The organism is Roseateles sp., assembly GCF_047654785.1.
GTDB lineage: Bacteria > Pseudomonadota > Gammaproteobacteria > Burkholderiales > Burkholderiaceae_C > Pelomonas.
This window is the reverse complement of sequence record NZ_JASGKQ010000001.1, coordinates 199,104-225,491: the sequence shown is the minus strand read 5'-3', so window position 1 is coordinate 225,491 and position 26,388 is coordinate 199,104. Positions and strand designations below refer to the sequence as shown.

Sequence of the window (26,388 nt, the reverse complement as noted above, 5' to 3'; positions counted from 1 at the left end):
GATGACCGCTGCCACCCTGGATGCCGCTCCCGCCCTGACCGCCCAAGACAAGCCCTGGCTGGCCAGCTATCCGGCCGGCGTGCCGGCACGGATCGACACCGCCGCCTACCGCTCGCTGGCCGAACTGCTGAACGAGTCCTTCCGCCAGCACGCCCGGCGCGACGCGGCGATCTGCATGGGCCGGCGCATGCGCTTCTCGGAGCTGGACGAGCTGTCCCAGCACTTCGGCGCCTGGCTGCAGGCGCAGGGGCTGCAGCCGGGCGACCGCGTCGCCATCATGATGCCCAACCTGCTGCAGTACGGCGTGGCCATCGCCGCCATCCTGCGCGCGGGCTTCGTCGTCGTGAACGTGAACCCGCTGTACACGCCGCGCGAGCTGGAGCACCAGCTCAAGGACTCCGGCGCGCGCGCCATCGTCGTGCTGGAGAACTTCGCGCACACGCTGGCCGAGGTCATCGGCGCGACCGGCGTGAAGCACGTCGTGCTGGCCTCGATCGGCGACCTGCTGGGCTGGTGGAAGGGCCCGCTGACCAACTTCGCCGTGCGCCACCTGAAGAAGATGGTGCCGGAGTTCCGGCTGCCCGTCGGCGACGGCCGCCAGGTGCTGCGCTTCAACGAGGCGCTGCGCCAGGGCGAGCGCCTGACGCTGAAGAAGCCCGACCTCGGGCCGGACGACGTCGCCTTCCTGCAGTACACCGGCGGCACCACCGGCGTGTCCAAGGGCGCCACGCTGCTGCACCGCAACGTCGTCGCCAACATCCTGCAGGTCGAGGCCTGGTTCCAGCCCATGCTGTCCAAGGTGCCCGGCTACGCCGACGGCAGCGTGCAGTTCACCAGCGTCTGCGCGCTGCCGCTGTACCACATCTTCGCGCTGACTGCCTGCTTCATGCTCGGCACGCGCATGGGCCACCTCAGCATCCTGGTGCCCAACCCGCGCGACATCCCCGGCTTCGTCGAGACGCTGCGCGGCCACAAGATCCACATCTTCCCGGCCGTCAACACGCTGTTCAACGCGCTGGCCAACGAGCCTGCCTTCGCGCGGCTGGACTTCTCCGAGCTGGTCATCTCCAACGGCGGCGGCATGGCCGTGCAGCAGGCCACGGCCGAGAAATGGCTGAAGGTCACCGGCTGCCCGGTCGTCGAGGGCTACGGCCTGTCCGAGACCTCGCCGGTGGCCACCATCAACCCGCTGGACCTGCGCGTGTTCAACGGCAGCATCGGCCTGCCCATGCCGTCCACCGACATCGCCATCCGCGACGACGACGGCCGCGACGTCGCGCTGGGCGAGCGCGGCGAGATCTGCATCCGCGGCCCGCAGGTGATGTCCGGCTACTGGCAGCGCCCCGACGAGACCGCCAACGTCATGTGCGCCGACGGCTTCTTCAAGAGCGGCGACATCGGCATCATGGACGAGCATGGCTATGTGCGCATCGTCGACCGCAAGAAGGACATGATCCTCGTCAGCGGCTTCAACGTGTACCCGACGGAGATCGAGCAGGTCGTCAACCTGCACCCCGGCGTGCTGGAGTGCGCGGCGGTGGGCGTGCCGGACGCCAAGTCCGGCGAGGCGGTGAAGCTGTTCGTCATCAAGAGCGACCCGGCGCTGGCCGAGGAAGACCTGGCCAGCTACTGCGCCGCGCAGCTGACGGCCTACAAGCGCCCCCGCTTCATCGAGTTCCGCGACGAGCTGCCCAAGAGCAACGTCGGCAAGATCCTGCGCCGCGAGCTGCGCTCCCCGGCCGCCTGACCCCACGCCAGCACCGGCCGGCCGCAGGCTGCGCCCCCCTCGAGGAGGCGGCGCGTCAGCGCCTCGGGGTGGGTTGTCTAGAACGGGTTGTTCTTGGCGCGCAGCAGGAAGGCCTCGCCCACGCGCTGCTGCGCGCTCGGGGCCATCAGCGTGTCGCCGGCCCACAGCCAGGTCGTCGCGCTGGCGTCGGTCACCAGCGTTTCGGTCGTGCAGTCCTGCGGCGCCACGTCGCTGCGGCAGGCGGCCTGGGTGACGTTGGCGTAGCCGAAGGCGGACGGGTAGCGCGCGATCTGCTGCATGGACTCGTCCACCAGCACCAGGCCGATCAGGCGGCCGTCGTTCAGCAGGTTCAGCCGCATCGAGATGTTGAACGCGTTGCTCAGCTCGTCCAGGAATGCGGCGCGATCGATGTCGGTCTGCTGCTGGCGCTCCTTCTGGCCGAAGGGCGTCAGGCCCACGTCGAAGATGGTGGCGATCAGCACCCGGCCGTTGGCGTTGGCGATGCGGTTGGCCTGCTCGGCCAGCAGCTTGCCGCGCGCCCGGGCCTCGTTGACCAGCGAGTCCTTGCTGACGGCCGGGAACTGGCGGTACAGCTCCAGCACGTCGTTCACGCCGACCATGATGGCCACCATGTCCTTGGGGCCGAAGCGGTCGTTGGACAGGTGCTGGTCGATCTTGTCGCGCACGTCCGCCACCTTCGCGCCCAGCGAGGCGTACATGATGCCCTGCGGCAGCGCGACGTAGTCGGTGTTGCACTGCGGGTAGACGAAGCCGAAGCCGCTGGCCAGGATCTGGCTCCACACCGGCTGCAGCTTGCAGTCCACCAGCCGGGTGTCGCTGTTCAGGCCGTTGATCGTGTATTTCTTGCCGCTTTGCAGGATGACGCCGGTCTCGTCGCCGAAGGCGATGACCCGGGTCGGCTGGAAGGGGTCGATCTGCGAGGTGCCGCCGCCGCCGCAGCCGGCCATCAGCGCTGCCGCCGCCACCGCGACCAGGCCGCGCTTGATTCTTTCGGAGACAACACGTTGCATGACGATCAACTCAGGGGACAGGGAAAACTCAATCGGTGAAGGCGGCGGCGGCCCGGCCGAGCCGGTCCCGCACGCCGTCCCAGGCCGGGTCGGCGGGCGGCGCCTCGACCCAGAATCTCGCGCGCGCCGGCCGCGTCCAGCGCCCGCAGCACCGCGAACAACTCGTGGGCAGCCGCCGCCGGATCGGCCGGCAGCGGCTGCCAGCGGCAGGCCAGCCCGGCCGGCGGCTGGGCGCGTGAATATACCGCCACCCCCTCCAGCCCCCCGCCGGCGGCCGTTGCCGCCAGACGTGAAGCCAGCGGGCCGGCGGCCAGCAGCCGCACGCGGGCACGCGGCGCATAGTGCGCGGCCAGCGTGCCCGAGGCCTTGGGCGCTGCGGCGTCGGGCTCGGCCAGCGGCTGGCCCAGCGCGGCCTCGATGCGCGCGCGGCCGATGAGGCCGGGGCGCAGCAGCGCCGGGCGCTCGCGGCTGCAGTCGACGATGCTGGACTCGATGCCCACCTCGCAGGCCCCGCCGTCCAGCACCATCAGGCCGGGGCCGAACTCCTCGGCGACGTGGCGGGCCAGCGTCGGGCTGACGCGGCCGAAGCGGTTGGCGCTGGGCGCGGCCACGCCCTGCACGCCCAGCGCGCGCGCCGCCGCCAGCACCGCGCGGGCCACCGGATGCGCGGGCGCACGCAGCGCCACCGTCGCCTGGCCGCCGGCCGCGGCCTCGGCGACGCCGGGCCGGCGCGGCACGATGACGGTCAGCGGGCCGGGCCAGAAGGCGTCCATCAACCGGCGCGCCGGCGCGGGCAGGCCGGCGGCGAACGGCTCGGCGTCGGCGGCGTCCAGCACGTGGACGATCAGCGGGTGGTCGGCCGGCCGGCCCTTGGCGGCGAAGACCTGGGCGACGGCCGCGTCCCGGTCGGCGCGCGTGGCCAGGCCGTAGACCGTCTCGGTCGGCAGGCCCAGCAGCCCGCCGCCGGCCAGGCACCGCGCGGCGGCCTGGATGGCGTCGGGGTCGTGGCCGGGCAGGAGCGGCATCGGCGCGGGCGGCGTCAGAAATCGGCCGGCAGGCCCAGCAGGGCCGCGGCCTGGCGCGCCACGCCGCGCGCCGCCTCGGGCGTCGCGGCGGTGATGTTCAGGTGGCCCATCTTGCGGCCGTGCCGCGCTTCGGCCTTGCCGTACAGGTGCAGATGAGTGCCGGGCAGCGCCAGCACGCGGTCCCAGGCCGGCGGCGTCGGGCCGCCGTCGTCGCCGAACCACAGGTCGCCCAGCAGGTTCAGCATGACGGCCGCCGAATGCTGGCGCGGCTCGGGCAGCGGCAGGCCGGCCAGCGCCCGCACCTGCAGCTCGAACTGCGAATGGTCGCAGCCGTCCATGGTCCAGTGGCCGGAGTTGTGCGGGCGCGGCGCCATCTCGTTGACGACCAGGCGGCCGCCGCCGGCCGCGCCGTCCTCCTGCACCCAGAAGAACTCGACGCACAGCACGCCGACATAGCCCAGCGCCCCGGCCACCTGGCGGGCGGCGGCGACGGCCTGCCGCTGCACCTCGGCCGGCACGTCCGGCGCCGGCACCTCGGTGACGGCCAGGATGCCGCCGCGGTGCAGGTTCTGCTGCACGGGGTAGTGGACGGTCCGGCCGTCCGCGCCGCGCGCGACCAGCACGCTGAGCTCGGCCCGCAGCGGCAGCAGCCGCTCCAGCACGCAGGGCTGGCGCTGGAGGCCGTCCCAGGCGGCGGCCAGCTCGGCGGCGGTGGCCACGCGCACCTGGCCCTTGCCGTCGTAGCCCAGGCGGCTGGTCTTCAGGATGCCGGGCAGCAGCGCCGCGTCGACGGCGGCCAGCCCGGCCGCGTCGGCGATGACCGCGTGCGGCGCGCAGGGGACGCCGGCCGCCTCGAAATGCGCCTTCTCGACGGCCCGGTCCTGGCAGACCGCGACTGCCTCGGCCGCGGGCGCGACGGTGCGCATCCCGGCCAGCGTCTGCAGCGCCACGGCCGGCACGTTCTCGAACTCGGTGGTGATCGCGTCGCAGTCGCGCGCCAGCTGCGCCAGGCCGACCGGGTCGAGGTAGCCGGCGCGGATGTGCGTCTCGGCGACGGCGCCGGCCGGGCTGATCGCGTCCGGGTCCAGCACGACGCAGCGGTAGCCCAGGGCCTGCGCCGCGTGCACGAACATGCGGCCGAGCTGGCCGCCGCCCAGCACGCCCAGCGTCGCCGCGCCCGGCAGCAGCGCGCTCAACGCAGCTCCCCGCTCATCGCGCGGGCGGCCTCGGTCTGCCGGGCCCGGAAGGCCTCGAGCTTCGCCCGCAGCGCCGCGTCGCCGGTGGCCAGCATCGCCACCGCGAACAGCGCCGCGTTGGCCGCGCCGGCCGCGCCGATCGCGAAGGTCGCCACCGGAATGCCCTTGGGCATCTGGACGATGGAATGCAGCGAATCGACGCCCTGCAGGTGGCGGCTGGCCACCGGCACGCCCAGCACCGGCACCGTGGTCTTGGCGGCCAGCATGCCCGGCAGGTGGGCCGCGCCGCCAGCGCCGGCGATGACGGCCGCCAGGCCCCGGCCGGCGGCGGCCTCGGCGTAGGCGAACATCTCGTCCGGCATCCGGTGGGCCGACACGACCCGCGCCTCGAAGGCGATGCCGAACTCGGTCAGAATCTCGGCCGCCTGCCTCATCGTCTCCCAGTCGCTGCTGGAGCCCATGACGATGCCGATGACGGCGTCCGGGTTCTGGGGGGCTGACGTGGACAAGGCGCGCTCCGAGGCTCAGGAAAGCCTTGAATTGTAGGTGGCGCCCCTCATCCTTCTCCCTCGCCATGATCGACATCACCCTCCAGAACTTCGAAGCCGAACTCATCACCGCGTCCCAGCAGCGCCCCGTGCTGCTGGACATCTGGGCGCCGTGGTGCGGCCCCTGCCGCACGCTCGGCCCCGTGCTGGAGAAGCTGGAGGCGGACTACGCCGGCCGCTTCACGCTGGCCAAGCTGAACAGCGACGAGGTGCCCGAGATCGCCACGCAGCTCAGCCAGATGTTCGGCGTGCGCTCCATCCCGTTCTGCGTGATGTTCGCGGGCGGCCAGCCGGTGGACGGCTTCGTCGGCGCGCTGCCGGAGGCGCAGATCCGCGAGTTCCTGGACAAGCACGTGCCGGCCGGCGAGGACATCGAGGCGGCCGCCGACGTGGAGGCCGCCGGGGACCTGCTCGCCGAGGGCGACCTGGACGCCGCGCTGCACAAGCTCGCGCACGCGGTGCAGACCGACCCGGCCAACGACGCAGCGCGCTTCGACTACGTGAAGGCGCTGCTGGAAGCGGGCCGGGTGGCCGACGCGCGGGCCGCCTTCGAGCCGGTGGCCGCCAAGGCCGCCGACACGCTGGTGCCCTCGCCGCGCCTGGCCGCGCTGGCCACCTGGCTGAAGGCCTGCGACGTGCAGGCCGACCCGGCCGCGCTGCAGGCGGCCATCGCCACCAACAAGCGCGACTTCGCCGCCCGCTTCGCGCTGGCGCAGACCCACCTGGCCGGCCAGCGCTTCACCGATGCGATGGACGAGCTGCTGGAAATCATCATGCGCGACAAGGCCTGGAACGACGAGGCGGCGCGCAAGGCCTACGTGGCCATCCTGGAGTTGCTGGCCAAGCCGGCGCCCAAGCCCGCGGCCGAGGCCAAGAGCGGCACGCTGGAGATCGCCGGCAAGGCCGCTGTGGTGCACAGCGACCCGCTGATCGACGGCTACCGGCGCAAGCTGTCGATGGCGCTGTTCTGAGGACCGGGAGCCTCGGCCGGCGTCAGCGCGGCGGCACCGCGAGCCCGGCCGCGGCCAGCCGCCCGGCCCAGTCGCGGCGCAGCACGGCGTCCCGCGCCCAGGCGGCGGCCGCCGCGTCGGCCTGGGCGGCGGCCAGGCCGTCCTCGCGCAGCCGGGCGTAGACCTGGGCCAGCCGCGCATGCAGGGTGGCGAGCTCGTCGAAGTCGCAGCAGGCCGGGTCTTCGGCCAGCGCCTCGGCGGCGGCCTGGGCGGCCAGCGCGCGGGCGCGCGGCAGGTCGCCGGTGTTGGCCCAGCACCAGGCCAGGTCCGCCAGCAGGCTGATGCCCAGCCGCGCCAGGCCGGCCGCGGTGGCGGCGGGCAACTGGGCTTCGAGCAGCGCGGCGGCGGTGGCGAAATCGCCCTGCGTGGTGAGCAGCTGGGCGCGCAGCAGCGGCGTCAGGTCGGCGCGCGCGGAGCCGCCGACGGCATCGTCGAAATGGTCGATGGAGGCCACGCCCAGCAGCCCGGGCGGCGCCTCGCCGGGCTCGCCCGTCAGCGCGGCGCGGCGGATGCACAGCGCGCGCCTCAGCGTCTGGTTGTAGTGCAGCGCGGCCAGCCCGGCGTCGTCGCCCCCGGCGATGGCATGCTGGCGCGCCCAGGCATACCAGGGCGACGCGGCGGCCTCGCCGCCGACCTGGCCCCAGACCGAGGCCAGCGCGGTGGCGATGCGGTGGCCGGCGCCGTGGTCGGCGGCCGGCAGCGCGGCCAGCGTCGCCAGCGCAGCCGGGGCATGGTCCAGGATGCCGGCGATGTCGCGGCCGACGTAGGCGATCTGCGCCAGCCAGGCATCGGCCAGCGCCTGCAGCGGCGCGAGGCCGGCCGCCGCGGCGATGGCGCGGGCGCGCCGCGCGCGGTCGCGGGCATCGCCGCCGAAGGCGCCGAAATAGGCCATCACGCCCTCGGCCAGGTGCAGCCAGCCGGCCAGTTCGACGTCCGGCGTCCGCAGCGCGCAGACATGCAGGCGGTCCAGCTCCTCGCGGGCCTCGGCCTCGCGGCCGTGGCGCAGCCACAGGATGGCGCGCTGCACCTGCAGCGCGGCGGCGCGCGCCGGCTGGCCGGCGGCGGCCGCGATCTCGCCGTCGAGCCGCTGGGCCAGCCGGCTGCGCAGCCTGACGGCCGCCGAAGGCGGATGCGGGGCGCTGGACATGGGCGCAGCGTAAGCGAAGCCGGGGCCGCGATGGCCCCGGATTTGCTCGGCCCTCAGGCCATCAAGCCGTCAGCCGCTGCAGCGCTTCCTCGTACTTCTGCACCGTGCGGGCGATCACCTCGGCCGGCAGCGCCGGTGCCGGCGCCGTCTTGCCCCAGGGCTTGCCGTCGACGGCGGCCTGCTCCAGCCAGTCGCGCACGAACTGCTTGTCGTAGCTGGGCGGGTTGCTGCCCGGCGCGTAGCTCTCGACGGGCCAGTACCGCGAGGAGTCGGGCGTCAGCACCTCGTCCATCAGCGTCAGCGTGCCGTCGGCATCGAGGCCGAACTCGAACTTGGTGTCGGCAATGATGATGCCCTTGGCCAGCGCGAAGTCGGCGGCGCGCCGGTAGAGCTGGAGGGAGATGTCGCGCACGCGCGCCGCCAGCTCGGGGCCGATCAGGGCGGCCGCCTGCTCGAAGCTGATGTTCTCGTCGTGGTCGCCCATCTCGGCCTTGGTCGCGGGCGTGAAGATGGGCTCGGGCAGCTTGTCGGCGTTGCGCAGGCCGGCGGGCAGCTGGACGCCGCAGACGCTCTGCGTCTTCTGGTACTCGGCCCAGCCGCTGCCGGCGAGGTAGCCGCGCACCACGGCCTCGATGGGCAGCGGCTTCAGGCGCTTGACGAGCATGGCGCGGCCCCGGATCTGCTCGCGCTCGGCGTCGCTCGCCACGGCGGACAGCGGGTCGTCGCCGGTCAGGTGGTGGGGGACGATGCCCTGCAGCTTGTCGAACCAGAACAGCGCCATCTTCGTCAGCAGCGCGCCCTTGCCCGGGATGGGCTCGCCCATGATGACGTCGAAGGCCGACAGGCGGTCGCTGGCGACCATCAGGATGCGGTCGTCGCCGACGGCGTAGTTCTCGCGCACCTTGCCGCGGCCGAGCAGCGGCAGGGAGGTCAGGCGGGATTCATAGAGGGCTTGGGGCATGGCGGCGGATTCTAGGAGGCCAAAACCGGCGTAGCGGGCCGTGAAGCGCGCATGGCCCTCGCGGCCGAAGGCCTCGGCGTCCCAGTCGCCGGGCAGCAGCCGGGCAGCGAACTCAGGCCGGAAACGGTAGGCCTGGGCCGGCAGCGCCGTGCCGTCGGCCAGCGTGACAACGACCGCCACGCGCTCGTACTCCTCGCCCTCGAAGGCATCCAGCCGCGCCCAGGCGGCGGCGTCCACGTCGCGGTAGAGCCGGCCCGCCACCCGGCCGCCGGGCGCCGCCCGCAGGCCGGGATAGTCCTGGCCGCGCACCGGGTGGCGGGCATGGTCCGCCAGCGCAGCGGGCTCGCTGGCGAACGCCGCCCCGCAGACACGGTCCATGATGTCGGCCCACATCAGCGAGCCGTAGGCGAAGCAGTGGCGCGGGCTCACTGCACCTTTTGCGCCAGCTCGCCGCGCGCGTAGGCGGCGGCGATGTCGGCCAGCGTGCGCGGCTTGATCTTGCCGGCCTGGCCTTCGCAGCCGAATTCCAGGTAGCGCTGCTTGCAGATCGCCTTGGCGGCCTCGCGGGCCGGCTTGAGCCACTCGCGGGCGTCGAACTTGTCGGGGTTCTCGGCCATGAACTTGCGCACCGCGCCGGTCATCGCCAGCCGGATGTCGGTGTCGATGTTGATCTTGCGCACGCCATGCTTGATGGCCTCCTGGATCTCCTCGACCGGCACGCCGAAGGTCTCCTTCATCCTGCCGCCGTACTGGTTGATGATCGCCAGCAGCTCCTGCGGCACCGACGACGAGCCGTGCATGACCAGGTGGGTGTTGGGGATGCGCGCGTGGATCTCCTTCACGCGGCCGATGGCCAGGATGTCGCCCGTGGGCTTGCGGCTGAACTTGTAGGCGCCGTGGCTGGTGCCGATGGCGATGGCCAGCGCGTCCAGCTGCGTGGCCTTGACGAACACGGCGGCTTCCTCGGGGTCGGTCAGCATCTGCGAATGATCGAGCTTGCCTTCGGCGCCGATGCCGTCCTCCTCGCCGGCCTCGCCGGTCTCCAGGTTGCCCAGGCAGCCCAGCTCGCCTTCCACGGTGACGCCGACCTGGTGCGCCATCTCGACGACGCGGCGGGTCACGTCCACGTTGTAGTCGAAGGAGGCGGGCGTCTTGCCGTCCTCCATCAGCGAGCCGTCCATCATCACGGAGCCGAACCCGAGGTCGATCGCGCCGGCGCAGACCTTGGGGCTGGTGCCGTGGTCCTGGTGCATGACCAGCGGGATGTGCGGGTAGGCCTCGCAGGCGGCCTGGATCAGGTGCTTGATGAAGGGCTCGCCGGCATATTTGCGCGCACCGGCGCTGGCCTGCAGGATGACCGGCGCGCCGACCTCGTCGGCCGCGGCCATCACGGCCTGCACCTGCTCCAGGTTGTTGACGTTGAAGGCTGGGATGCCGTAGCCGTTGTCGGCGGCGTGGTCCAGCAGCTGGCGCATGGAAACGAGAGGCATGGGAGGTTCCCGGTGGAGTTGAAAAACTTTTCTGGGCCGCAGCGGCAGCCGTGAGCCGTAACCGCGCCGTAACTGGTGGGGGATTCTAGGGAGTCGCGGGCATGCCCCAGCCCCCTCGGTCGGGAGTGCTCAGCACAATGCGCGGTCATGACGCGACTGGTGCTCGACGACCTCACCAACTGGATCACCGCCGCCGCCGGCGAGCACTCGCACGACCTGGCCGCCCACGTCGAAGCGCGCACCGGCGCCAGCCGCCGCGCGGCGCAGGCGGCGCTGCGGCGCCTGGTGGACGCCGGCTGGCTGGCCCGCACCGGCAGCAGCCGCCGCCCGGTGTTCGCACCCGGCGGCCTGCGCCAGGTGGCGCGCGCCTACACGCTGCACGGCCTGCAGGAAGACCTGCCCTGGCAGCGCGACTTCGCGCCGCACTTCGCGCTGCCGCCGCATGTCGCGCGCATGGTGCAGCACGGCTTCACCGAGCTGGTCAACAACGCCGCGGACCATTCCGGCGGCACCAGCGTCACCGTGTCGCTGCGCCAGACGCCCACGCACGCGCAGCTGCTCGTCAGCGACGACGGCGTCGGCGTGTTCGACAGGATCTGCGCCGCCTTCACGCTGGACGGCCCGCAGCACGCGATGCTGGAGCTGAGCAAGGGCCGGCTGACCAGCGCGCCGCACGCCCACACCGGCCGCGGCCTGTTCTTCAGCAGCCAGCTGGCCGACGTGTTCGACATCCACGCCAACAACACCGCCTACCAGCGGCGCGCCTGGGAGGGCGGCGGCTGGCAGAAAGGCCGCGCGCTGCCGCGCCAGGGCAGCAGCATCTACATGGCCATCGCGCTGAACACCACGCGCACGCTGGACGGCGTGCTGAACGCCTGGAGCCTCGGCGGCGACGGCATCGCGTTCGACCAGACCCGCGTGCCACTGCGCCTGCTGACCACCGAGGGCCAGGCGCTGGACTCGCGCGCCCAGGCCCGCCGCGTCGGCGCGCGGCTGGCCACCTTCAAGCGCGCCGAGATCGACTTCGACGGCGTGACCGACGTCGGCCACGGCTTCACGGACGAGCTGTTCCGCGTGTTCGCCGGCGCCAATCCGCAGGTCGAGCTGGTGGCGGTGAACGCTACGCCGCGCATCGAGGCGCTGGTGAAGATCGCGCGGGTGACATGAGAGCCCGTGCCGCTGCGGGACACTGCAGCCTTGACGCACCCGCGCACGCCCCCAAGAATTCCATCAAGCCCCCCCGGAAAGCCCCCCATGAAAATCTCGACCCTCCTGCGCGCCGCCACGCTGGCGCTCGGCGCCACCCTCGCCAGCACCGGCGCGCTGGCGCAAGCGGCGTTCTCGTCGCTGAAGCTGGAGTTCGCGCAGCCGGCCGGCACCGCGCTGACCACCGACGACATCCCCGTCTACGTCCGCCTGACGAACACCAGCAGCCAGGCCTTCGTCTTCGACAACTCGCTGCCGCTGGCCGGCCTGAACCCGGCCGACATCCCCACCACCAGCTGGCGGTATGACCCCGTCACCCAGCAGTCGGCCGAAGTCCCGTTCGCGAGCTACACGGCGTTCAGTCTCAACATCGGCTTTAGCTGCAGCGGCACGTTCACGCACGGCTGCGATGACACCCCCTACGCATTCGACTTCGCCGCCGAGCCCTTCACCGAGCCCTACGAGCTGGCGGCCGGCGCGAGCCACACCTACCTGTTCGGCACCTTCATGCCGGTGGGCGGCAGCGCCGCCCCGGGCAACTACGAGTTCTACCGCTCGCTGATGGTGCTGCACATCGACGGCCTGGACGCCGACGGCAACAAGATCTGGTCGACGCTCGACCCGGCCGCCACCTGCGGCTTCAGCACCGCCCAGGACTGCCTCGCGGCCGGCGCCACCCTCTTCACGCGCACGGTCAGCCCCGTGCCCGAACCCGCCAGCGCGCTGCTGCTGCCGCTCGGCCTGGCCGGCCTGGCCATGGCGCTGCGCCGCCGGCGCGGCCAGGGGCAGGCGTGATGCCGGCGCGTCGCGGAGCCCGAGATGCATGAATTCACCCTGCCCGACATGAGCTGCGGCCACTGCGTGGCCGCGATCACCGAGGCCGTGCGCGCCGCCGACGCGCAGGCCCGCATCGACATCGACCGCGACGCCCGGATCGCCCGCGTGGACAGCGCCCTGCCCCGCGACACGCTGGCCGCCGCGCTGGCCCAGGCCGGCTACCCGCCCGCGCCCTGAGCCCCTGCTCATGCCCCCCCCCCGCATTCGCGGGGGGCGCTTCGAACCCGGGATGTGCCCGCCCGGTGCGGCCCCCTAGCATCGCCGCCATTCCCTGTCTGGAGACCGCGATGTCCACCCTCAACAAACTCTGCCTGACCGCCGCGCTGACGGCCCTGACCGCCCCCGCCTGGGCCGCGCTGACGCTCACCGGCACCGGCGCCTACAACCTGGGCAGCGCCAGCGGCCCCGGCGCCACGCCCGCCGGCCAGACCAGCTGCGGCAACGTGAACGGCCAGGACGCGCTGTCCTTCGACGGCTCGGGCATCAACAGCATCGGCATCCACGCCTATGCGTGCGAGAGCGACTGGGGCATCGACTTCGGCAGCCGCTCCTCCGGCGAGAACACCTTCTTCGCGCGCGGCGTGGCCTCGGTGACCGGCACGCTGACGACCGCCGACGACGGCCTCTTCAGCTTCTACATCCACCCCGGCGAGATCGGCGCCTTCGGCAGCACCGCGTTCACCAGCGGCGAGTTCCAGAAGGCCCGGCTGACCATCCAGCTCATCATCGACGGCAAGAAGTACCTGGACGAGGCCTGGAGCGCCGAGGTCGGCGCGGGCGGCGTCATCACCAACAGCTTCACCTCGGGCGCCGACACCGACGTGGCCCTGTCCGTGGGCTCCTCCGTCCTCAGCGGCACGGGCTACTTCAGCTATGGCCTGTCGGGCGGCCAGTACGCGGTCGACCTGGGCGACGGCACGCACGACATCTCCTACATCATGACCTCCGAGGCGTCCGGCAACATCCTGACGACCGGCATCTGCACGGCCGTGCTGCAGGGCGGCGGCGAAGGCGGCCAGGAGCCGCGGCTCCAGCGGACCGCCGCGGTGGCCGACGACGGCGAAGGCCCCGGCCCCGGCGAGCCGTTCACGTCCTATTGCGGCGCCGGCGCGCGCTCGGGCGACCCGTTCCCGCCCATTGCCCGCGCGCAGCCCGTCGACCTGCCCGAGCCCATGTCCGCCGGCCTCGCGCTGACGGCCCTGCTGGCCGCGGCCGGCGCTTGCCGCCGCAGCGCCGGCAAGCGCTGAAGGCCGGCACCCGCTGCATCACGGGCGGGCCACGGGCCCGCCTTTTTCATGGCCGGCGCGCATGCCGGGCCAGCGCCTGCAGCAGCGCCGCCAGGCTGGCCGGCTTGGCGAGGTGGGCGTCGCAGCCGGCGTCCAGCGCCTGCTGCACGTCGCCGTCGGCGGCGCGCGCCGTCAGCGCGACGATGGGCAGGCGCGCATGCCCGCCGGCGGCCTCGGCCGCGCGCCATTGCCGCGTCGCCGTGAGGCCGTCCATGCCGGGCATCAGCAGGTCCATCAGCACCAGGTCGAAACCGCCCGCGCGCAGCGCGTCCAGCGCCGCCGCGCCGTCGCGCACGCGGGTGATGCGGTGGCCCAGCGGCGCCAGCATCTCCTCGACGACGAGCGCGTTGACGTCGTCGTCCTCCGCCAGCAGCAGCGCCAGCGGCCGGTCGGGCGCGACGCGGCCGGCCGGGGCGTCCAGCAGGTCGTCGTCTTGGGGCGGGCGGGCGTCGGGCAGGTCGAGCAGCACGTCGAAGCGGCTGCCCTCGCCGGGCTGGCTGTGGATGCGCAGGTCGCCGCCCATCAGCCGCGCCAGGCCGCGCGTGATGGCCAGGCCGCGGGGCTCGGCCTCCTCCGCCACCGCCCAGCGCGCCAGCTGCTGCGGCTCGATGCCGATGCCGGTGTCCTGCACGCTGAGCAGCACGCGCCCCTCGTCGTCGCGCGACAGGTCCACCAGGACGCCGCCGCGGCGCGTGAACTCGATGGCGTTGCCGACCAGGTGGGCGACGATCTGCGCGACGCGCTGCGGGTCGCCCAGCAGCCAGCCGGCGGCCTCGGGGCGCGCGAACGCGCGCAGCCACAGGCCCTGGCGCTGCGCCCGCCCGCGCAGCAGCTCCAGCTGCAGCTCGACGAGGTCCGCCAGGTTGAACGGCTGCGAGTCCAGCGCCAGCCGGCCGCTTTCGATGCGGGCGCCGTCCAGCAGGTCGTTGACGAGCGCGAACACCTGCCGGCCGGCGTGGCCCAGCAGCTCGACGTGGTGGGCCTGCCCGGGCCGCAGCGGCGAGCGGGCCAGGATGTCGGCCAGGCCCAGCACGGCGGTCATCGGCGTGCGCATCTCGTGGCTGACCTGGGCCAGCAGCTCGGTCTTGGCGCGGCTGCGCGCGTCGGCCAACTCGCGCTGGCGCGCCAGCTCGCGTCCGCGCGCGCGGGCCTGGCGCCGGCGCTCGAGGGCGGTCAGGCCCAGCGCCAGCGCCAGCAGGTAGAGCGCCGGCGCCGGCGCGGGCAGCACGCCGGCCCAGGCCGCGCCCGCCGCGCCGGCCGCGATGCCGGCCAGCGCCAGGCCGGCGGCCAGCAGCGGGCGGCGCGGCCACAGCAGCGGCAGCGCGCCGAGCGCGAACAGCAGCGCGGTCGCCGCCCAGGCGGCCGGGCCGCGGTCGCGCAGCAGCGGCGGCGGGGTGGCGCCGAGCGCGTCGAACACCGCCGCGTTGAGCGCGGCGCCGGGGAGCCGGCCCAGCGGCGTCACGGCCTCGTCGGCGAAGAAGGCGCTGCTGCCGACGAACACCGCGCGGCCGGCGAGCTCGCGGGCCAGCGCCGGGTCGTCCGCCTCGCCCAGCGCGGCGCGCATCAGGCGCTGCCAGGGCAGGATGGCCGGCCGGCCGGCATGCGGCGGCAGGCGCAGCCGCAGCCGGCCGTCCGCGTCGACGGGCCAGCGGCGCGGGCCGGCCGCCAGCACGCCGTCGGCCACCCGCCAGGCGGCCGTGCCGTCGGCCCGCAGCCGCGCCGCGAGCGCCAGGCTGGGCAGGCTGCGGCCCTGCACGCGGTGCAGCAGCGGCAGGCGGCGCAACACGCCGTCGTCGTCCAGCGCGGCGGAGATGACGCCCAGGCTGGCCGGCACGGTGAGCGCGTCCAGCAGCGCGTCGGCGGGCGGGGCGAGCGCGTCCCAGCGCAGGCCGGGCGTGTCCGGCATGGCCAGGCGCTGCAGCGCGCGTTGCTCGGCCGCGCCGGCCGGCTCCGGCGCCTCGGCGGTGCGCGGCTGCGCCTGCTGGCCCGCAGCGGCCAGCACGACGGGCAGGCCGCCGGACAGGGCCTGCGCCAGCGCGGCATCGCCGTCGCGCGGGCCGGTGAAGACGATGTCCATGACCACCAGGCGGGCGCCGGCATCGCGCAGATAGCCCAGCATCAGCGCGTAGGTCTCGCGCGGGTAGGGCCATTCGCCCAGCGAGCCGCGCAGCGCGCGCAGCGAGGCGTCGTCGATGTCGACGACCAGGCTCGGCCCCGGCACGGCCCCGGGCGCGGGCGCCGTGGCGCGCAGCAGCAGGTCGCCGAGCGCGCGGTCCACGCGCGGCTGGCCGCCGACCAGGGCCAGCCCGGCCCAGAGCAGCAGGGCGCCGGGCAGCGCGAGCCAGGGCCAGCGGGGCTTCAAAGCAGCGGCAGGAGCAGCAGCGGCAGCAGCCACGGCCAGCGCACCGGCGGCGCGGGCTGCTCGATGGCCTGGGTCTGGCCCCAGGGCCCGGCGGCGCCGGCCGCGTTGACGGCGCGGGCGCGCAGGAAGTAGCGGCCGGGCGGCGGCTTGGGCAGCACCAGTTCGGGCTGCGCGGCCTGGAAGCGCTGGACGCCGTCACCGGCGAAGGCGTCGTCGCCGGCCCACTCCAGCTCGTAGTGCGCGACACCGGGGTCGGCGCGCCAGCGCAGCTTGAGCTGGTCGCCCTCGACCTCGGACGCGGCCGGCGGCGGCGCGGGCGGCGGGGGCTTGAGCTCGAAGGTCTGCGGGTCGCCGAAGGGGCCGCTGCGCCCGTCGGCCGCGACCGACGCGATGCGCCAGTGGTAGACGCCGAAGGGCAGGTCGAGCTGGCGGCCGTTGCCGTCCAGCGGCGGGGTGTCCAGCACCTTGTCGGCGAAGCCGGCGTCGCGCGCCACCTGCAGGCGCACGCGCGGCGCGGCGGTGTTGCGCGTCCAGGCCAGCGCGACGGCGCGCTCGCCGTAGACCGTCGCGCTGGGCGGCGGCGACTGGATGAACGGCGGCTCGGGCCGCGCGGCGAGCCGGATGTCGGCGTCCGCCGCGGCGCCTTCGTGGCCGCGGGCGTCGATGGCGCGCACGCGCAGCGTGTAGTCGCCGTCGGGCAGGTCGCGCGCCTCGGGCCAGGCCGCGACGGGCTCGGCGACGTGGGCGTCGAGCAGCAAATGGGCGAAGTCGCCGCGGGCGTAGAGCTGCGCGCGCCAGGTGACCGCGCCGGCCGGGCCGCCGGCCCAGGCCAGGCGCAGCGGCAGGCGCTCGACGCGCGGCTCCAGGCCGCCCAGGTCGGGCGCGGGCAGCAGCGGCGAGACGTCGCGAGCCGCGCCCTCGGCCAGCAGGCCCTGGCCGGCGGCCACGTCGGCGCGCAGGCCGTCCGCATGCACGGCGCCGGAGAGCACCTGCATGTGCGTGGTGGCGCCGTCGGCCTGCACGCGGAACTCGGTGCCGCGCACGCCCAGGTTGACGTGCGGCGTGCGCACGTCGTACAGCGGCAGGCGCTGCGCGTTGGGCGCGACGCGGCTGTCCGCCCCGCCCTTGGCGATGCGCAGCTGCACCGCCGGCAGCGCGCCGCGGCCCAGCACCAGCAACTGCTCCAGCGCGATGTCGCTGCCGGGCGGGATCAGCAGGCGCGAGCCGTCGGCGAAGCGCAGGCTGGCGCTGGACTGCTCGCCGGTGCGCAGCCGGTCGCCGCTTTGCAGCGTGGCGCCCGCGGCAAGGGGCTCGCGGGTGGCACCGCGCTCGCGGCTCACGTCGCCACGCACGAACACGGCCTCGGCGACGCCGGCCTCACGCTTCAGCCAGGCGACGGGCATGCGTAGCGTGCTGCCGGGCCGGAGCCGCAGCGGGTCGGCCACGCGGTTGAGCTGCTGCAGGTCGCGCCAGGTGCGCGGCGGCGCCATCCAGGCGCCGGTCAGCGAGAGCAGGGTGTCGCCCGGCTGCACGCGGTAGCGCCAGTCGGCCTCGGCCTGCGCATGCGCCGCGCCGCCGAGCAGCAGCCCGGCCGCCAGCCAGACGCAGGAAATCTTCATGTGGAATCTTTGATTGCCCATGGCGGGCATGGTAACGAGGTGCCCGGTGCCGGCTCAGTGCTGGCTCAGCGCCTGCGCCAGTTCCGCGCGCAGCTGGCGCAGGCGCTGCAGCTCCCGGCCCGGCGCCTGCAGCGCCGGCCACAGCAGCGCGACGAGGTCGCGCGCGCTCGCCTCCACATCGATCTGCCGGCCGGTGATGACCACCTCCCACAGCATGTGCTCCATCGGCCCGAAGACCAGCGAGCGCAGCAGGCGCAGCGGGATGTCCTGGCGCACCTCGCCGGCCTGCTGGCCACGCGCGAGCAGGTCCATCAGCGGCGCGGTGTAGCGGCGCTGCAGCCCGACGAAGCCGTCGTCGCCCAGGTCCGGGCCGCCCTGCCCGGCGTCCTTGCGGCCCTCCGACAGCACCAGCGCGCACAGCCCCGTGCCCTGGATGAGGAACAGCCGCAGATGGGTCAGCACGACGAACTCCAGCTGCTCGCGCACCGGCGCCTCGCGCGGCAGGCCGGCCTCGATGGCGGCGATGATTTCGTCGTACCAGTCCTGGATGACGCGCCGGCACAGCTCGCGCTTGCCGCGGAAGTAGGTGAAGACCGTGGCCTCCGAGATGGCCAGGCGCTGCGCGATCTCGGTGGTGGTGGCGCGCTCGTAGCCACGCTCGGCGAACACCTCGCGGCCGACGCGCAGGATGTCGCGCACGCGCTGCTCGGCCTTGGGGCCGGCGGGCGAGCGGCGTTGCGGGGTGGGCGCGGCGGACGGCATGGCTGGCGCATTCTGCGCATTTATTGAGTAACACTCAAGTTCCGATTGCACCCGGATTCACACTGGACTATCCTGCCGGTCCTCGCGCGGCCACGCGGCTGCATCCATGATCAAGTTGAGCCCTGCTTAAGCGTCCGCACGGCAGGCTCGCCGGGAGACGCCATGCCGGTCCTGACCACCCAGCTCAACCCCCGCTCGGCCGATTTCAAGGCCCATGCCGAGGCCATGCGCGGCCACCTCGACGACCTGAACGCCACGCTGGCCCGCATCGCGCTGGGCGGCGGCGACGCGGCCCGCGCCAAGCACACCGCGCGCGGCAAGCTGCTGCCGCGCGAGCGCGTGGAGATGCTGCTGGACCCGGGCACGCCCTTCCTGGAGCTGGCGCCGCTGGCCGGGCTGAACCTGTACGACAACGCGGCGCCGGGCGGTGGCCTCGTCGCCGGCGTCGGCCGCGTCGCCGGCGTGGAGTGCATGGTGGTGTGCAACGACGCGACCGTGAAGGGCGGCACCTACTACCCGATCACCGTCAAGAAGCATCTGCGCGCGCAGGAGATCGCGCAGCAGAACCGCCTGCCCTGCCTCTACCTGGTGGACAGCGGCGGCGCCAACCTGCCGAACCAGGACGAGGTCTTCCCCGACCGCGACCACTTCGGCCGCATCTTCTTCAACCAGGCCAACCTGTCGGCCGCGGGCATCCCGCAGATCGCCGTCGTCATGGGCTCCTGCACGGCCGGCGGCGCTTACGTGCCGGCGATGAGCGACGAGACCATCATCGTCAAGAATCAGGGCACCATCTTCCTCGGCGGCCCGCCGCTGGTGAAGGCGGCGACCGGCGAGGTCGTCACGGCCGAGGACCTGGGCGGCGGCGACGTCCACACGCGCCTCTCCGGCGTGGCCGACCACCTCGCCAACAACGACACGCATGCGCTGGCCCTCGCGCGGCAGTCGGTCGCGCGGCTGAACTGGGTCAAGGCCCACCCGCTGGCGGTGCAAACGCCCCGGGCGCCGGCCTTCGACCCGGCCGAACTGCACGGCGCGATCCCGACCGACACCCGCAAGCCCTTCGACGTGCGCGAGGTCATCGCCCGCATCGTCGATGCGTCAGAGTTCGACGAGTTCAAGGTCCGCTACGGCGCGACGCTGGTCTGCGGCTTCGCGCACATCGAGGGCATGCCGGTGGGCATCGTCGCCAACAACGGCATCCTGTTCGCCGAGAGCGCCAACAAGGGCGCGCACTTCATCGAGCTGTGCTGCCAGCGCAAGGTGCCGCTGGTGTTCCTGCAGAACATCACCGGCTTCATGGTCGGCCGCAAGTACGAGAACGAGGGCATCGCCCGCGCCGGCGCCAAGATGGTGACGGCCGTGGCCTGCGCGCAGGTGCCGAAGTTCACCGTCATCATCGGCGGCAGTTTCGGCGCGGGGAACTACGGCATGTGCGGCCGCGCCTACAGCCCGCGCTGGCTGTGGATGTGGCCGAACGCGCGCATCTCGGTGATGGGCGGCGAGCAGGCGGCCAGCGTGCTGTCCACGATCCGCCGCGACGGCATCGAGGCCAAGGGCGGGGCCTGGTCGGCGGAGGAGGAAGAGGCGTTCAAGGCGCCGATCCGCCAGCAGTACGAGGACCAGGGACATCCGTATTACGCGTCGGCACGGCTGTGGGACGACGGCGTCATCGACCCGGCCGACACGCGCCGCGTGCTGGCGCTGGGGCTGTCGGCGGCGCTGAATGCGCCGATCCCGGAGACGAAGTTCGGGGTGTTCAGGATGTGATGGGCATCGGCCCGGGCGCTGGACTTGGTCAGAGTCATTCGCGCATAATGCACACACAAACCCAACCCAATACACATCATGCGCACCAACATCGAGATCGACGATGAGTTGATGGCCCGCGCCTTGGCGGCCGGGCCGTTCAAGACGAAGAAGGAGGCCGTCGAGGCCGGCTTGCGCCTGCTGGAGCGCCAAGCGGCCTACGGCGAAATCCTGAAGTGGCGCGGCAAGCTGCAATGGGGCTGGGGTGACGAAGAGCGGCTGAATGGTGAGCCGAACTGGTCCTACAGCGAACCCCGGCAGCCCCAAGGCGCATCCATGGTCCAGGAGCCTCGCGCGACTTACATCGCCAAGCCTTCGCGCAAGGCTGCCGCCAAAGGCTGACACCATGCTCGTGGCCGACAGCAGCGTCTGGATCGACTTCTTCAACGGCGCCGGCAACGCCGCCAGCGACGCGCTGGAAGGCTGGTTGATACAGGGCGATGCCGAGGTGCTGATGCCGGACCTCGTGCTGTTCGAGATCGTGCGCGGATTCCGCACCGACCGCGAGATGCGCGACGCGATGCGCATCCTGGCACCCATGGGCGCGCGCGCCATCGGCGGCGAAGCCGCTGCCTTGCGCGCCGCCGAGCGCTACCGCAGCCTGCGCGCGGTCGGCTACACGGTGCGCAGCGGCGTCGATGCGCTGCTGGCCAGCTACTGCATCGACCACGACCACATCCTGCTGCACCGCGACCGCGACTTCCTGCCTTACGTCGAGCGCTTCGGCCTGCGCGCCTGGCCGCTGACCGCCTGACGACGCACCCATCACCATGACCTCCCCCTTGCTGCACATCACCACCGCCGGCCCCGTCGCCCGCGTCACGCTGAACCGGCCCGAGGTGCGCAACGCCTTCAACGAGGGCCTGATCGCCGAGCTGACGGCCGCCTTCACCGAACTGGGCCAGCGCGAAGACCTGCGCGCCATCGTGCTCGCCGCCGAGGGCAAAGCCTTCTGCGCCGGGGCCGACCTGAACTGGATGCAGGCTTTTGGCCGCTACTCGTGGGACGAGAACCATGCCGACGCCACGAAGCTCGCCGACATGCTGTGGGCCATCTACGCCTGCCCCGTGCCCGTCGTCGCGCGCGTGCAGGGCGACGTGTACGCGGGCGGCGTGGGCCTGGCGGCCTGCGCGGACGTGGTCGTCGCCGTGGACAGCGCCGGCTTCTGCCTGTCCGAGGCCAGGCTCGGCCTGCTGCCCGCCACCATCGCGCCCTACGTCGTCCGGGCGCTGGGCGAGCAGGCGTCGCGGCGCTATTTCGTCACGGCGGAGCGCTTCTCCGCCGCCGAGGCGCGGCGGCTGGGCCTGGTGCATGAGGTCGTCGCGGCCGACGCGCTGGACGCCACGGTCGCTGAACTCGTCGCCGCGATCACTGCCAACGGCCCCGCCGCCGCGCGCGCCTGCAAGCGCTTGGTGAAGGACGTGGCCGGCCGCGAGGTCACGCCCGCGCTGCGCGACGACACCGCGCGCCGCATCGCCGACATCCGCGCCAGCGCCGAGGGCCGCGAGGGCGTGCGGAGCTTCCTCAACAAAACCCGGCCCGCCTGGCAGCAACCATGAAACTCGACGCGCTCCAACTGCTCGCGCTGGCCGCCGCCCTGGGCTGGGCCAGCGGCCTGCGCCTGTACCTGACGGTGCTGCTGGTCGGCGTCGCCGGCCACTTCGGCTGGGTGCCGCTGCCGCCCGGCCTGCAGCTGCTGGCCTCGCCGCTGGTGATGGGCTGCGCCGGGGCGCTGGCGCTGGTCGAGTTCCTGGCCGACAAGATCCCGCTGGTGGACAGCGCCTGGGATGCACTGCACACGCTGATCCGCATCCCCGCCGGCGCGGCGCTGGTGGCGGGGCTGTTCAGCGGCTGGGCGGGCGACCACGGCGAGGCCTGGACCTTCGTCGCCGCGCTGGCCGGCGGCGGCCTCGCGGCGGCCGCGCACACGGCCAAGGCCAGCACGCGCGCGGCGGCCAACACCTCGCCCGAGCCCTTCTCCAACGTCGGCCTGTCGCTGCTCGGCGACGTGGCCGTGCCGTCCATGCTGTGGCTGGCCTGGGCCCACCCCTTCGTGTTCTTCCCGCTGCTGGTGCTGGCGCTCGCCGTGATGGCCGTGCTGATCTGGTTCTGCTTCCGGTTCGTGCGCGCCCTCGCCCGGCGCGTGCGCCCCGCATCCACATGACGTCCCTCCAAGACCGCAGCCGCGCGGCCGTCTGGCACCCCTGCACGCAGATGGCCCGGCTGGCCGACGTGCCGCCGCTGCCCATCGCCCGCGGCGCCGGTCCCTGGCTGTTCGACAGCGACGGCCGGCGCTATTTCGACGCGAACTCGTCCTGGTGGGTCAACCTGTTCGGCCACAGCGACCGCGCGCTGCACGACGCGATCAAGGCCCAGCTCGACACCCTGCCCCACGTGATGCTGGCCGGCTGTACGCACGAGCCCGCCGTGCGGCTGGCCGAGCGGCTGTCGGCACGCACCGGCGGGGCGCTGGGCCATGCCTTCTTCGGCAGCGACGGCGCCAGCGCCGTCGAGATCGCGCTGAAGCAGAGCTTCCATGCGTGGAAGAACCGCGGCCTGCCCGGGAAGCGCGAGTTCGTCTGCCTGAAGCACGGCTACCACGGCGAGACGCTGGGCGCGCTGAGCGTGACGGACGTGCAGGTGTTCCGCGACGCCTACGACCCGCTGCTGATGCGCGCCCACATCGTCGCGTCGCCGGACGCGCGCCTGGGCAACGAGGCCGAGGCGCTGGCCGCGATGCGCACGCTGCTGGCCGGGCGGCACGCCTCCATCGCCTGCGTCATCGTCGAGCCACTGGTGCAGGGCGCGGCCGGCATGGTCATGCATTCGCCGGCCTACCTGAAGGGCCTGCGCGAGTTGACGCGCGAGTTCGGCGTCCACCTGATCGCCGACGAGATCGCGGTCGGCTGCGGGCGCACCGGCAGCTTCTTCGCGTGGGAGCAAACGCAAGCCGACTGGCCCGACTTCATGCTGCTGAGCAAGGGCATCACCGGCGGCACGCTGCCGCTGTCGCTGGTGCTGACCACCGACGACGTGTTCGCCGCCTTCTGGAGCGAGGACGTGACGCGCGGCTTCCTGCACTCGCACTCCTACACCGGCAACCCGCTGGCCTGCGCGGCGGCGAACGCGGTGCTGGACCGCTTCGACGCCGGCCAGCTCGACGACAACCGCGCGCAGGCCGCCCGGCTGACTCGCGCCTTCGCGCCGCTGGCGTCGCGCGTCGCACACCTGCGCCAGCGCGGCATGATCCTGGCCTTCGACGTGCCGGACGCGCCGCCGCGCTTCGCCGAACGCTTCCACCTCGCGGCGCGCGCGCACGAACTGCTGATCCGCCCGATCGGCAACACCGTCTACCTGATGCCCCCTTATCTGATCGACGACACGGCCGCCGCCTTCCTGGCCGGCGCCGTGACGCAAACGCTGGACGATGTGCTGAACGATGTCCCTGCTTGACCACCTGGGCGCCAAGCTCGACGCCATCGCCGCGCAAAGCCTGACCCGCAAGCTCCGCAACGCCGACACCGGCACCGCGCCCCGCCAGACCGTCGACGGCCGCCCGCTGCTGATGTTCTGCTCGAACGACTACCTCGGCCTCGCCGCCGAGCCCGCGATCGCCGACGCGCTGGCCGAGGGCGCGCGCCGCTGGGGCGGCGGCTCGGGCGCGTCGCCGCTGGTCAGCGGCCACAGCGCCGCGCACGCCGCCGTCACCGACACGCTCGCGCGCTGGTACGCGCCGCACATCCCGCAGGCGCGCGCCATCGGCTTCTGCACCGGCTACATGGCCAACCTCGCCGTCGTCACCGCGCTGGGCGACGAGCACGCGGAAATCTTCTCGGAGCAGCTCAACCACGCCTCGCTGATCGACGCCGCGCGGCTGGCCAAGGCCCGGGTCACGCGCTACCCGCACGCCGACCTCGTCGCGCTGCGTAGCGCGCTGCAGGCCAGCACGGCCCGCGTCAAGCTCATCGTCACCGACGCCGTGTTCAGCATGGACGGCGACCTCGCCCCGCTGCCCGGCCTGCTCGCGCTGGCCGACGAGTTCGACGCCTGGCTGATCGTGGACGACGCGCACGGCTTCGGCGTGCTGGGCGACCAGGGCCGCGGCGCGCTCGAACACTTCGGCCTGCGCAGCGAGCGGCTGATCCTCGTCGGCACGCTGGGCAAGGCCGCCGGCCTCGCGGGCGCCTTCGTCGCGGCGCACGCGACCATCGTCGAGTACCTGCTGCAGGCCGCGCGCAACTTCATCTTCTCGACCGCCTCGCCGCCGGCCGTCGAGCACGCGCTGCTGACCAGCTTCGCGCTGATCGAAGGCCCCGTCGGCCAGCAGCGCCGCGCCCATCTAGCGGCGTTGCAGGCGCGGCTGCGCGCCGGCCTGCTCGCGCTGACCGCGCGCCGCCCCGGCTGGCGGCTGACCGACTCGGCCACGCCGATCCAGCCCCTCATCGTCGGCGGCAACGCCGAGGTCATGGCCCTGATGGCGGCCTTGGAACAGGCCGGCCTGCGCGTGCCCGGCATCCGCCCGCCCACCGTCGCGGCCGGCACGGCGCGGCTGCGCATCACGCTGTGCGCGACGCATACCGAGGCCGACGTGGACGCGCTGCTGGCGGCGCTGGAGCAGACCGCGTGAAGGGCTTCTTCATCACCGGCACCGACACCGAGATCGGCAAGACCTTCGTCACCGCCGCCCTGACCCGCGCGCTCGCGGCGCGCGGGCTGCGCGTCGCGCCGATCAAGTCGCTGGCGGCGGGGCAGGAACTGCGCGACGGCCGCTGGGTCAACGAGGACGTGGCCACGCTGCATGTCGCACAGAACCTGGGCCTGAGCGACGCCGACGTCGGCCCGCTGCAGTTCCGCGAGCCCTGCGCGCCGCACATCGCCGCGCGGCTCGAAGGCCGCGCCATCGACCGCGGCGCACTGCTCGCCGCGATCCGCGCGACGGCGGAGAACGCCGACCTCGCCCTCGTCGAAGGCGTCGGCGGCTTCCGCGTGCCGCTCACGGACTCGTGGGACACCGCCGATCTCGCCGCCGACCTCGGCCTGCCCGTCCTCCTCGTCGTCGGCCTGCGCCTGGGCTGCATCAACCACGCGCTGCTGACCGCCGAGGCCGTGCGCGCCCGGGGGCTGGCGCTGGCCGGCTGGGTCGCCAACACCGTGGACCCGCACCAAGCCCACGTGGCCGACAATCTCGCCGCCCTGCGCGCCGGCCTGCAAACGCCCTGCCTCGGCCACCTGCCGCGCCTCGCGGACCCGCTGGCCGCACCCGCCTGCCTCGACCTCTCACCGCTGCTGCCCGCATGAACCAGATCCAGACCCTCACGCCCACCACCGACGCCGACCGCCGCCAGGCCACGCCCTGGACGGTCAAGGACGTCGTGGCGCTGTTCGACCTGCCCTTCAACGACCTGCTGTTCCGCGCCCAGCAGGTGCACCGCGAGCACTTCGACGCCAACGCGGTGCAGCTGTCCACGCTGCTGTCCATCAAGACCGGCGGCTGCGAGGAGGACTGCGCCTACTGCCCGCAGTCCGCCCATTTCGACACCGGGCTGAAGGCCGAGAAGCTGATCCCGCTCGAAGAGGTGATGGAAGCCGCCCGCGCGGCACGCGCGAACGGCGCGACGCGCTTCTGCATGGGCGCCGCGTGGCGCAGCCCGAAGCCCCGCCACCTGGAGGCCATCAGCACGATGATTTCCGAGGTCAAGGCGCTGGGCCTGGAAACCTGTTTGACGGCCGGCATGCTGGAAGACGGCCAGGCCGAACAGCTCGCCGCCGCCGGCCTCGACTACTACAACCACAACCTCGACACCGCGCCCGAGTTCTACGGCCAGATCATCACGACGCGCACCTACCAGGACCGCCTCGACACGCTGGAGCGCGTGCGCCAGCAGGGCCTCAAGGTGTGCTCGGGCGGCATCGTCGGCATGGGCGAGACGCGCCGCCAGCGCGCCGGCCTCATCGTGCAACTCGCCAACCTCGACCCCTACCCCGAGAGCGTGCCGATCAACAACCTCGTGCAGGTGGAAGGCACGCCGCTGGCCGGCACCGCGCCGCTGGACCCGCTGGAGTTCATCCGCACGATCGCGGTAGCCCGCATCACGATGCCGCGCGCGATGGTGCGCCTGTCGGCCGGCCGCGAGCAGATGCCGGAGACGATGCAGACGCTGTGCTTCCTGGCCGGCGCGAACTCCATGTTCTACGGCGACAAGCTGCTGACGACGAGCAACCCGCAGGCCGAGAAGGACCGCGCGCTGCTGGAGCGGCTGGGCATGCGCTGCGCGACGGAATCCGGGCTGGCGACGGACGCGGCGGCCAAGGTACAGGTCTGCACGCACTGACCCCCCGCGACATCGCGCGC

24 protein-coding genes and 2 pseudogenes are annotated in these 26,388 nt (G+C 73.4%); 15 read left to right on the top strand and 11 right to left on the bottom strand.

Annotation, left to right across the window (positions count from 1 at the left end; translation table 11 throughout):
* The first annotated feature begins 1 nt into the window (after position 1).
* Complete coding sequence (locus tag QM788_RS01055) at positions 2-1,747, top strand: long-chain-fatty-acid--CoA ligase (RefSeq protein WP_415659631.1); 1,746 nt, start codon at positions 2-4, stop codon at positions 1,745-1,747.
* A gap of 77 nt (positions 1,748-1,824) precedes the next feature.
* On the opposite strand, the gene QM788_RS01050 is transcribed toward QM788_RS01055, so the two are convergent.
* The 4 genes and pseudogenes from QM788_RS01050 to purE form a co-directional block, all read right to left on the bottom strand.
* Entirely contained in the window at positions 1,825-2,778 is a 954-nt protein-coding gene (locus QM788_RS01050; RefSeq protein WP_415659630.1) for an esterase, read from the bottom strand.
* Between the two features lie 28 nt (positions 2,779-2,806).
* A pseudogene (locus tag QM788_RS01045) lies at positions 2,807-3,803 on the bottom strand (L-threonylcarbamoyladenylate synthase).
* Between the two features lie 14 nt (positions 3,804-3,817).
* Positions 3,818-4,999 (bottom strand): 5-(carboxyamino)imidazole ribonucleotide synthase, encoded by a 1,182-nt coding sequence (locus QM788_RS01040; RefSeq protein WP_415659629.1) that lies wholly within the window; start codon positions 4,997-4,999, stop codon positions 3,818-3,820.
* Positions 4,996-5,460, bottom strand: a complete 465-nt coding sequence (gene purE, locus QM788_RS01035; protein ID WP_415660294.1) for a 5-(carboxyamino)imidazole ribonucleotide mutase — start codon at positions 5,458-5,460, stop codon at positions 4,996-4,998. The genes QM788_RS01040 and purE overlap by 4 nt, the downstream gene beginning before the upstream one ends.
* Positions 5,461-5,573: 113 nt before the next feature.
* Here purE and QM788_RS01030 point away from each other — a divergent pair, with 113 nt between their 5' ends.
* On the top strand, positions 5,574-6,518 hold the full coding sequence (locus QM788_RS01030; RefSeq protein WP_415659628.1) for a tetratricopeptide repeat protein: 945 nt from the start codon (positions 5,574-5,576) through the stop codon (positions 6,516-6,518).
* Between the two features lie 22 nt (positions 6,519-6,540).
* Here the strand turns inward: QM788_RS01030 and QM788_RS01025 are convergent, their stop codons facing one another.
* The 4 genes and pseudogenes from QM788_RS01025 to fba form a co-directional block, all read right to left on the bottom strand.
* Complete coding sequence (locus tag QM788_RS01025; RefSeq protein WP_415659627.1) at positions 6,541-7,704, bottom strand: hypothetical protein; 1,164 nt, start codon at positions 7,702-7,704, stop codon at positions 6,541-6,543.
* 61 nt (positions 7,705-7,765) lie between these two features.
* Entirely contained in the window at positions 7,766-8,665 is a 900-nt protein-coding gene (locus QM788_RS01020) for a phosphoribosylaminoimidazolesuccinocarboxamide synthase (RefSeq protein WP_415660293.1), read from the bottom strand.
* Between the two features lie 90 nt (positions 8,666-8,755).
* Positions 8,756-9,094: pseudogene (locus tag QM788_RS01015) on the bottom strand (gamma-glutamylcyclotransferase family protein); the annotation flags it as partial.
* The gene (gene fba, locus QM788_RS01010) at positions 9,091-10,155 is read right to left on the bottom strand and encodes a class II fructose-bisphosphate aldolase (protein ID WP_415659626.1); all 1,065 of its coding nucleotides are present in this window, start codon (positions 10,153-10,155) and stop codon (positions 9,091-9,093) included. The pseudogene QM788_RS01015 and the gene fba, both read right to left, overlap by 4 nt.
* A 147-nt stretch (positions 10,156-10,302) precedes the next feature.
* Here fba and QM788_RS01005 point away from each other — a divergent pair, with 147 nt between their 5' ends.
* The 4 genes from QM788_RS01005 (at position 10,303) to QM788_RS00990 (ending at position 13,445) form a co-directional block, all read left to right on the top strand.
* A complete protein-coding gene (locus QM788_RS01005; RefSeq protein ID WP_415659625.1) occupies positions 10,303-11,322 on the top strand; it encodes an STAS-like domain-containing protein in 1,020 nt (339 codons plus the stop codon).
* An 87-nt stretch (positions 11,323-11,409) separates the two neighbouring features.
* Complete coding sequence (locus QM788_RS01000; RefSeq protein WP_415659624.1) at positions 11,410-12,156, top strand: PEP-CTERM sorting domain-containing protein; 747 nt, start codon at positions 11,410-11,412, stop codon at positions 12,154-12,156.
* Between the two features lie 24 nt (positions 12,157-12,180).
* The gene (locus tag QM788_RS00995; RefSeq protein WP_415659623.1) at positions 12,181-12,375 is read left to right on the top strand and encodes a heavy-metal-associated domain-containing protein; all 195 of its coding nucleotides are present in this window, start codon (positions 12,181-12,183) and stop codon (positions 12,373-12,375) included.
* A 110-nt stretch (positions 12,376-12,485) separates the two neighbouring features.
* On the top strand, positions 12,486-13,445 hold the full coding sequence (locus QM788_RS00990) for a hypothetical protein (protein ID WP_415659622.1): 960 nt from the start codon (positions 12,486-12,488) through the stop codon (positions 13,443-13,445).
* A gap of 46 nt (positions 13,446-13,491) precedes the next feature.
* On the opposite strand, the gene QM788_RS00985 is transcribed toward QM788_RS00990, so the two are convergent.
* From QM788_RS00985 to QM788_RS00975, 3 genes are read right to left on the bottom strand one after another with little or no spacing between them, the layout of a single operon-like run.
* The gene (locus QM788_RS00985; RefSeq protein ID WP_415659621.1) at positions 13,492-15,846 is read right to left on the bottom strand and encodes a CHASE2 domain-containing protein; all 2,355 of its coding nucleotides are present in this window, start codon (positions 15,844-15,846) and stop codon (positions 13,492-13,494) included.
* Positions 15,843-17,486 carry a FecR domain-containing protein gene (locus QM788_RS00980; RefSeq protein WP_415659620.1) on the bottom strand — a complete coding sequence of 548 codons (1,644 nt, stop codon included), beginning with the start codon at positions 17,484-17,486 and terminating at the stop codon, positions 15,843-15,845. Before QM788_RS00980 ends, QM788_RS00985 begins: the two co-directional genes overlap by 4 nt.
* A 33-nt stretch (positions 17,487-17,519) precedes the next feature.
* Positions 17,520-18,227, bottom strand: a complete 708-nt coding sequence (locus QM788_RS00975; RefSeq protein WP_415659619.1) for a TetR/AcrR family transcriptional regulator — start codon at positions 18,225-18,227, stop codon at positions 17,520-17,522.
* Between the two features lie 162 nt (positions 18,228-18,389).
* On the opposite strand from QM788_RS00975, the gene QM788_RS00970 reads away from it, so the two are divergent.
* The 9 genes from QM788_RS00970 (at position 18,390) to bioB (ending at position 26,368) form a co-directional block, all read left to right on the top strand.
* Positions 18,390-19,997: a carboxyl transferase domain-containing protein gene (locus tag QM788_RS00970; RefSeq protein WP_415659618.1), complete on the top strand. Its 1,608-nt coding sequence runs from the start codon at positions 18,390-18,392 to the stop codon at positions 19,995-19,997.
* Positions 19,998-20,075: 78 nt separating this feature from the next.
* Positions 20,076-20,378 (top strand): type II toxin-antitoxin system VapB family antitoxin, encoded by a 303-nt coding sequence (locus tag QM788_RS00965; RefSeq protein ID WP_415659617.1) that lies wholly within the window; start codon positions 20,076-20,078, stop codon positions 20,376-20,378.
* Positions 20,379-20,382: 4 nt separating this feature from the next.
* Positions 20,383-20,790, top strand: coding sequence for a PIN domain-containing protein (locus QM788_RS00960; RefSeq protein ID WP_415659616.1), 408 nt, complete (start codon positions 20,383-20,385; stop codon positions 20,788-20,790).
* Positions 20,791-20,806: 16 nt separating this feature from the next.
* Positions 20,807-21,595 carry an enoyl-CoA hydratase/isomerase family protein gene (locus tag QM788_RS00955; protein WP_415659615.1) on the top strand — a complete coding sequence of 263 codons (789 nt, stop codon included), beginning with the start codon at positions 20,807-20,809 and terminating at the stop codon, positions 21,593-21,595.
* Positions 21,592-22,200 carry a DUF4126 domain-containing protein gene (locus tag QM788_RS00950; protein ID WP_415659614.1) on the top strand — a complete coding sequence of 203 codons (609 nt, stop codon included), beginning with the start codon at positions 21,592-21,594 and terminating at the stop codon, positions 22,198-22,200. The genes QM788_RS00955 and QM788_RS00950 overlap by 4 nt, the downstream gene beginning before the upstream one ends.
* The gene (bioA, locus tag QM788_RS00945; protein ID WP_415659613.1) at positions 22,197-23,489 is read left to right on the top strand and encodes an adenosylmethionine--8-amino-7-oxononanoate transaminase; all 1,293 of its coding nucleotides are present in this window, start codon (positions 22,197-22,199) and stop codon (positions 23,487-23,489) included. The genes QM788_RS00950 and bioA overlap by 4 nt, the downstream gene beginning before the upstream one ends.
* Entirely contained in the window at positions 23,476-24,663 is a 1,188-nt protein-coding gene (bioF, locus tag QM788_RS00940; protein ID WP_415659612.1) for an 8-amino-7-oxononanoate synthase, read from the top strand. Before bioA ends, bioF begins: the two co-directional genes overlap by 14 nt.
* The gene (bioD, locus tag QM788_RS00935) at positions 24,660-25,334 is read left to right on the top strand and encodes a dethiobiotin synthase (protein WP_415659611.1); all 675 of its coding nucleotides are present in this window, start codon (positions 24,660-24,662) and stop codon (positions 25,332-25,334) included. Before bioF ends, bioD begins: the two co-directional genes overlap by 4 nt.
* Complete coding sequence (bioB, locus tag QM788_RS00930) at positions 25,331-26,368, top strand: biotin synthase BioB (RefSeq protein WP_415659610.1); 1,038 nt, start codon at positions 25,331-25,333, stop codon at positions 26,366-26,368. The genes bioD and bioB overlap by 4 nt, the downstream gene beginning before the upstream one ends.
* Positions 26,369-26,388: the final 20 nt, after the last annotated feature.

Bases quoted from the DNA above. Each gene is read 5' to 3' on its own strand.
- QM788_RS01055 (WP_415659631.1), top strand. From the start codon at position 2: ATGACCGCTGCCACCCTGGATGCCGCTCCCGCCCTGACCGCCCAAGAC.
- QM788_RS01050 (WP_415659630.1), bottom strand. From the start codon at position 2,778: ATGCAACGTGTTGTCTCCGAAAGAATCAAGCGCGGCCTGGTCGCGGTG.
- purE (WP_415660294.1), bottom strand. From the start codon at position 5,460: ATGGGCTCCAGCAGCGACTGGGAGACGATGAGGCAGGCGGCCGAGATT.
- QM788_RS01030 (WP_415659628.1), top strand. From the start codon at position 5,574: ATGATCGACATCACCCTCCAGAACTTCGAAGCCGAACTCATCACCGCG.
- QM788_RS01025 (WP_415659627.1), bottom strand. From the start codon at position 7,704: ATGTCCAGCGCCCCGCATCCGCCTTCGGCGGCCGTCAGGCTGCGCAGC.
- QM788_RS01020 (WP_415660293.1), bottom strand. From the start codon at position 8,665: ATGCCCCAAGCCCTCTATGAATCCCGCCTGACCTCCCTGCCGCTGCTC.
- fba (WP_415659626.1), bottom strand. From the start codon at position 10,155: ATGCCTCTCGTTTCCATGCGCCAGCTGCTGGACCACGCCGCCGACAAC.
- QM788_RS01005 (WP_415659625.1), top strand. From the start codon at position 10,303: ATGACGCGACTGGTGCTCGACGACCTCACCAACTGGATCACCGCCGCC.
- QM788_RS01000 (WP_415659624.1), top strand. From the start codon at position 11,410: ATGAAAATCTCGACCCTCCTGCGCGCCGCCACGCTGGCGCTCGGCGCC.
- QM788_RS00995 (WP_415659623.1), top strand. From the start codon at position 12,181: ATGCATGAATTCACCCTGCCCGACATGAGCTGCGGCCACTGCGTGGCC.
- QM788_RS00990 (WP_415659622.1), top strand. From the start codon at position 12,486: ATGTCCACCCTCAACAAACTCTGCCTGACCGCCGCGCTGACGGCCCTG.
- QM788_RS00980 (WP_415659620.1), bottom strand. From the start codon at position 17,486: ATGGGCAATCAAAGATTCCACATGAAGATTTCCTGCGTCTGGCTGGCG.
- QM788_RS00975 (WP_415659619.1), bottom strand. From the start codon at position 18,227: ATGCCGTCCGCCGCGCCCACCCCGCAACGCCGCTCGCCCGCCGGCCCC.
- QM788_RS00970 (WP_415659618.1), top strand. From the start codon at position 18,390: ATGCCGGTCCTGACCACCCAGCTCAACCCCCGCTCGGCCGATTTCAAG.
- QM788_RS00965 (WP_415659617.1), top strand. From the start codon at position 20,076: ATGCGCACCAACATCGAGATCGACGATGAGTTGATGGCCCGCGCCTTG.
- QM788_RS00960 (WP_415659616.1), top strand. From the start codon at position 20,383: ATGCTCGTGGCCGACAGCAGCGTCTGGATCGACTTCTTCAACGGCGCC.
- QM788_RS00955 (WP_415659615.1), top strand. From the start codon at position 20,807: ATGACCTCCCCCTTGCTGCACATCACCACCGCCGGCCCCGTCGCCCGC.
- QM788_RS00950 (WP_415659614.1), top strand. From the start codon at position 21,592: ATGAAACTCGACGCGCTCCAACTGCTCGCGCTGGCCGCCGCCCTGGGC.
- bioA (WP_415659613.1), top strand. From the start codon at position 22,197: ATGACGTCCCTCCAAGACCGCAGCCGCGCGGCCGTCTGGCACCCCTGC.
- bioF (WP_415659612.1), top strand. From the start codon at position 23,476: ATGTCCCTGCTTGACCACCTGGGCGCCAAGCTCGACGCCATCGCCGCG.
- bioB (WP_415659610.1), top strand. From the start codon at position 25,331: ATGAACCAGATCCAGACCCTCACGCCCACCACCGACGCCGACCGCCGC.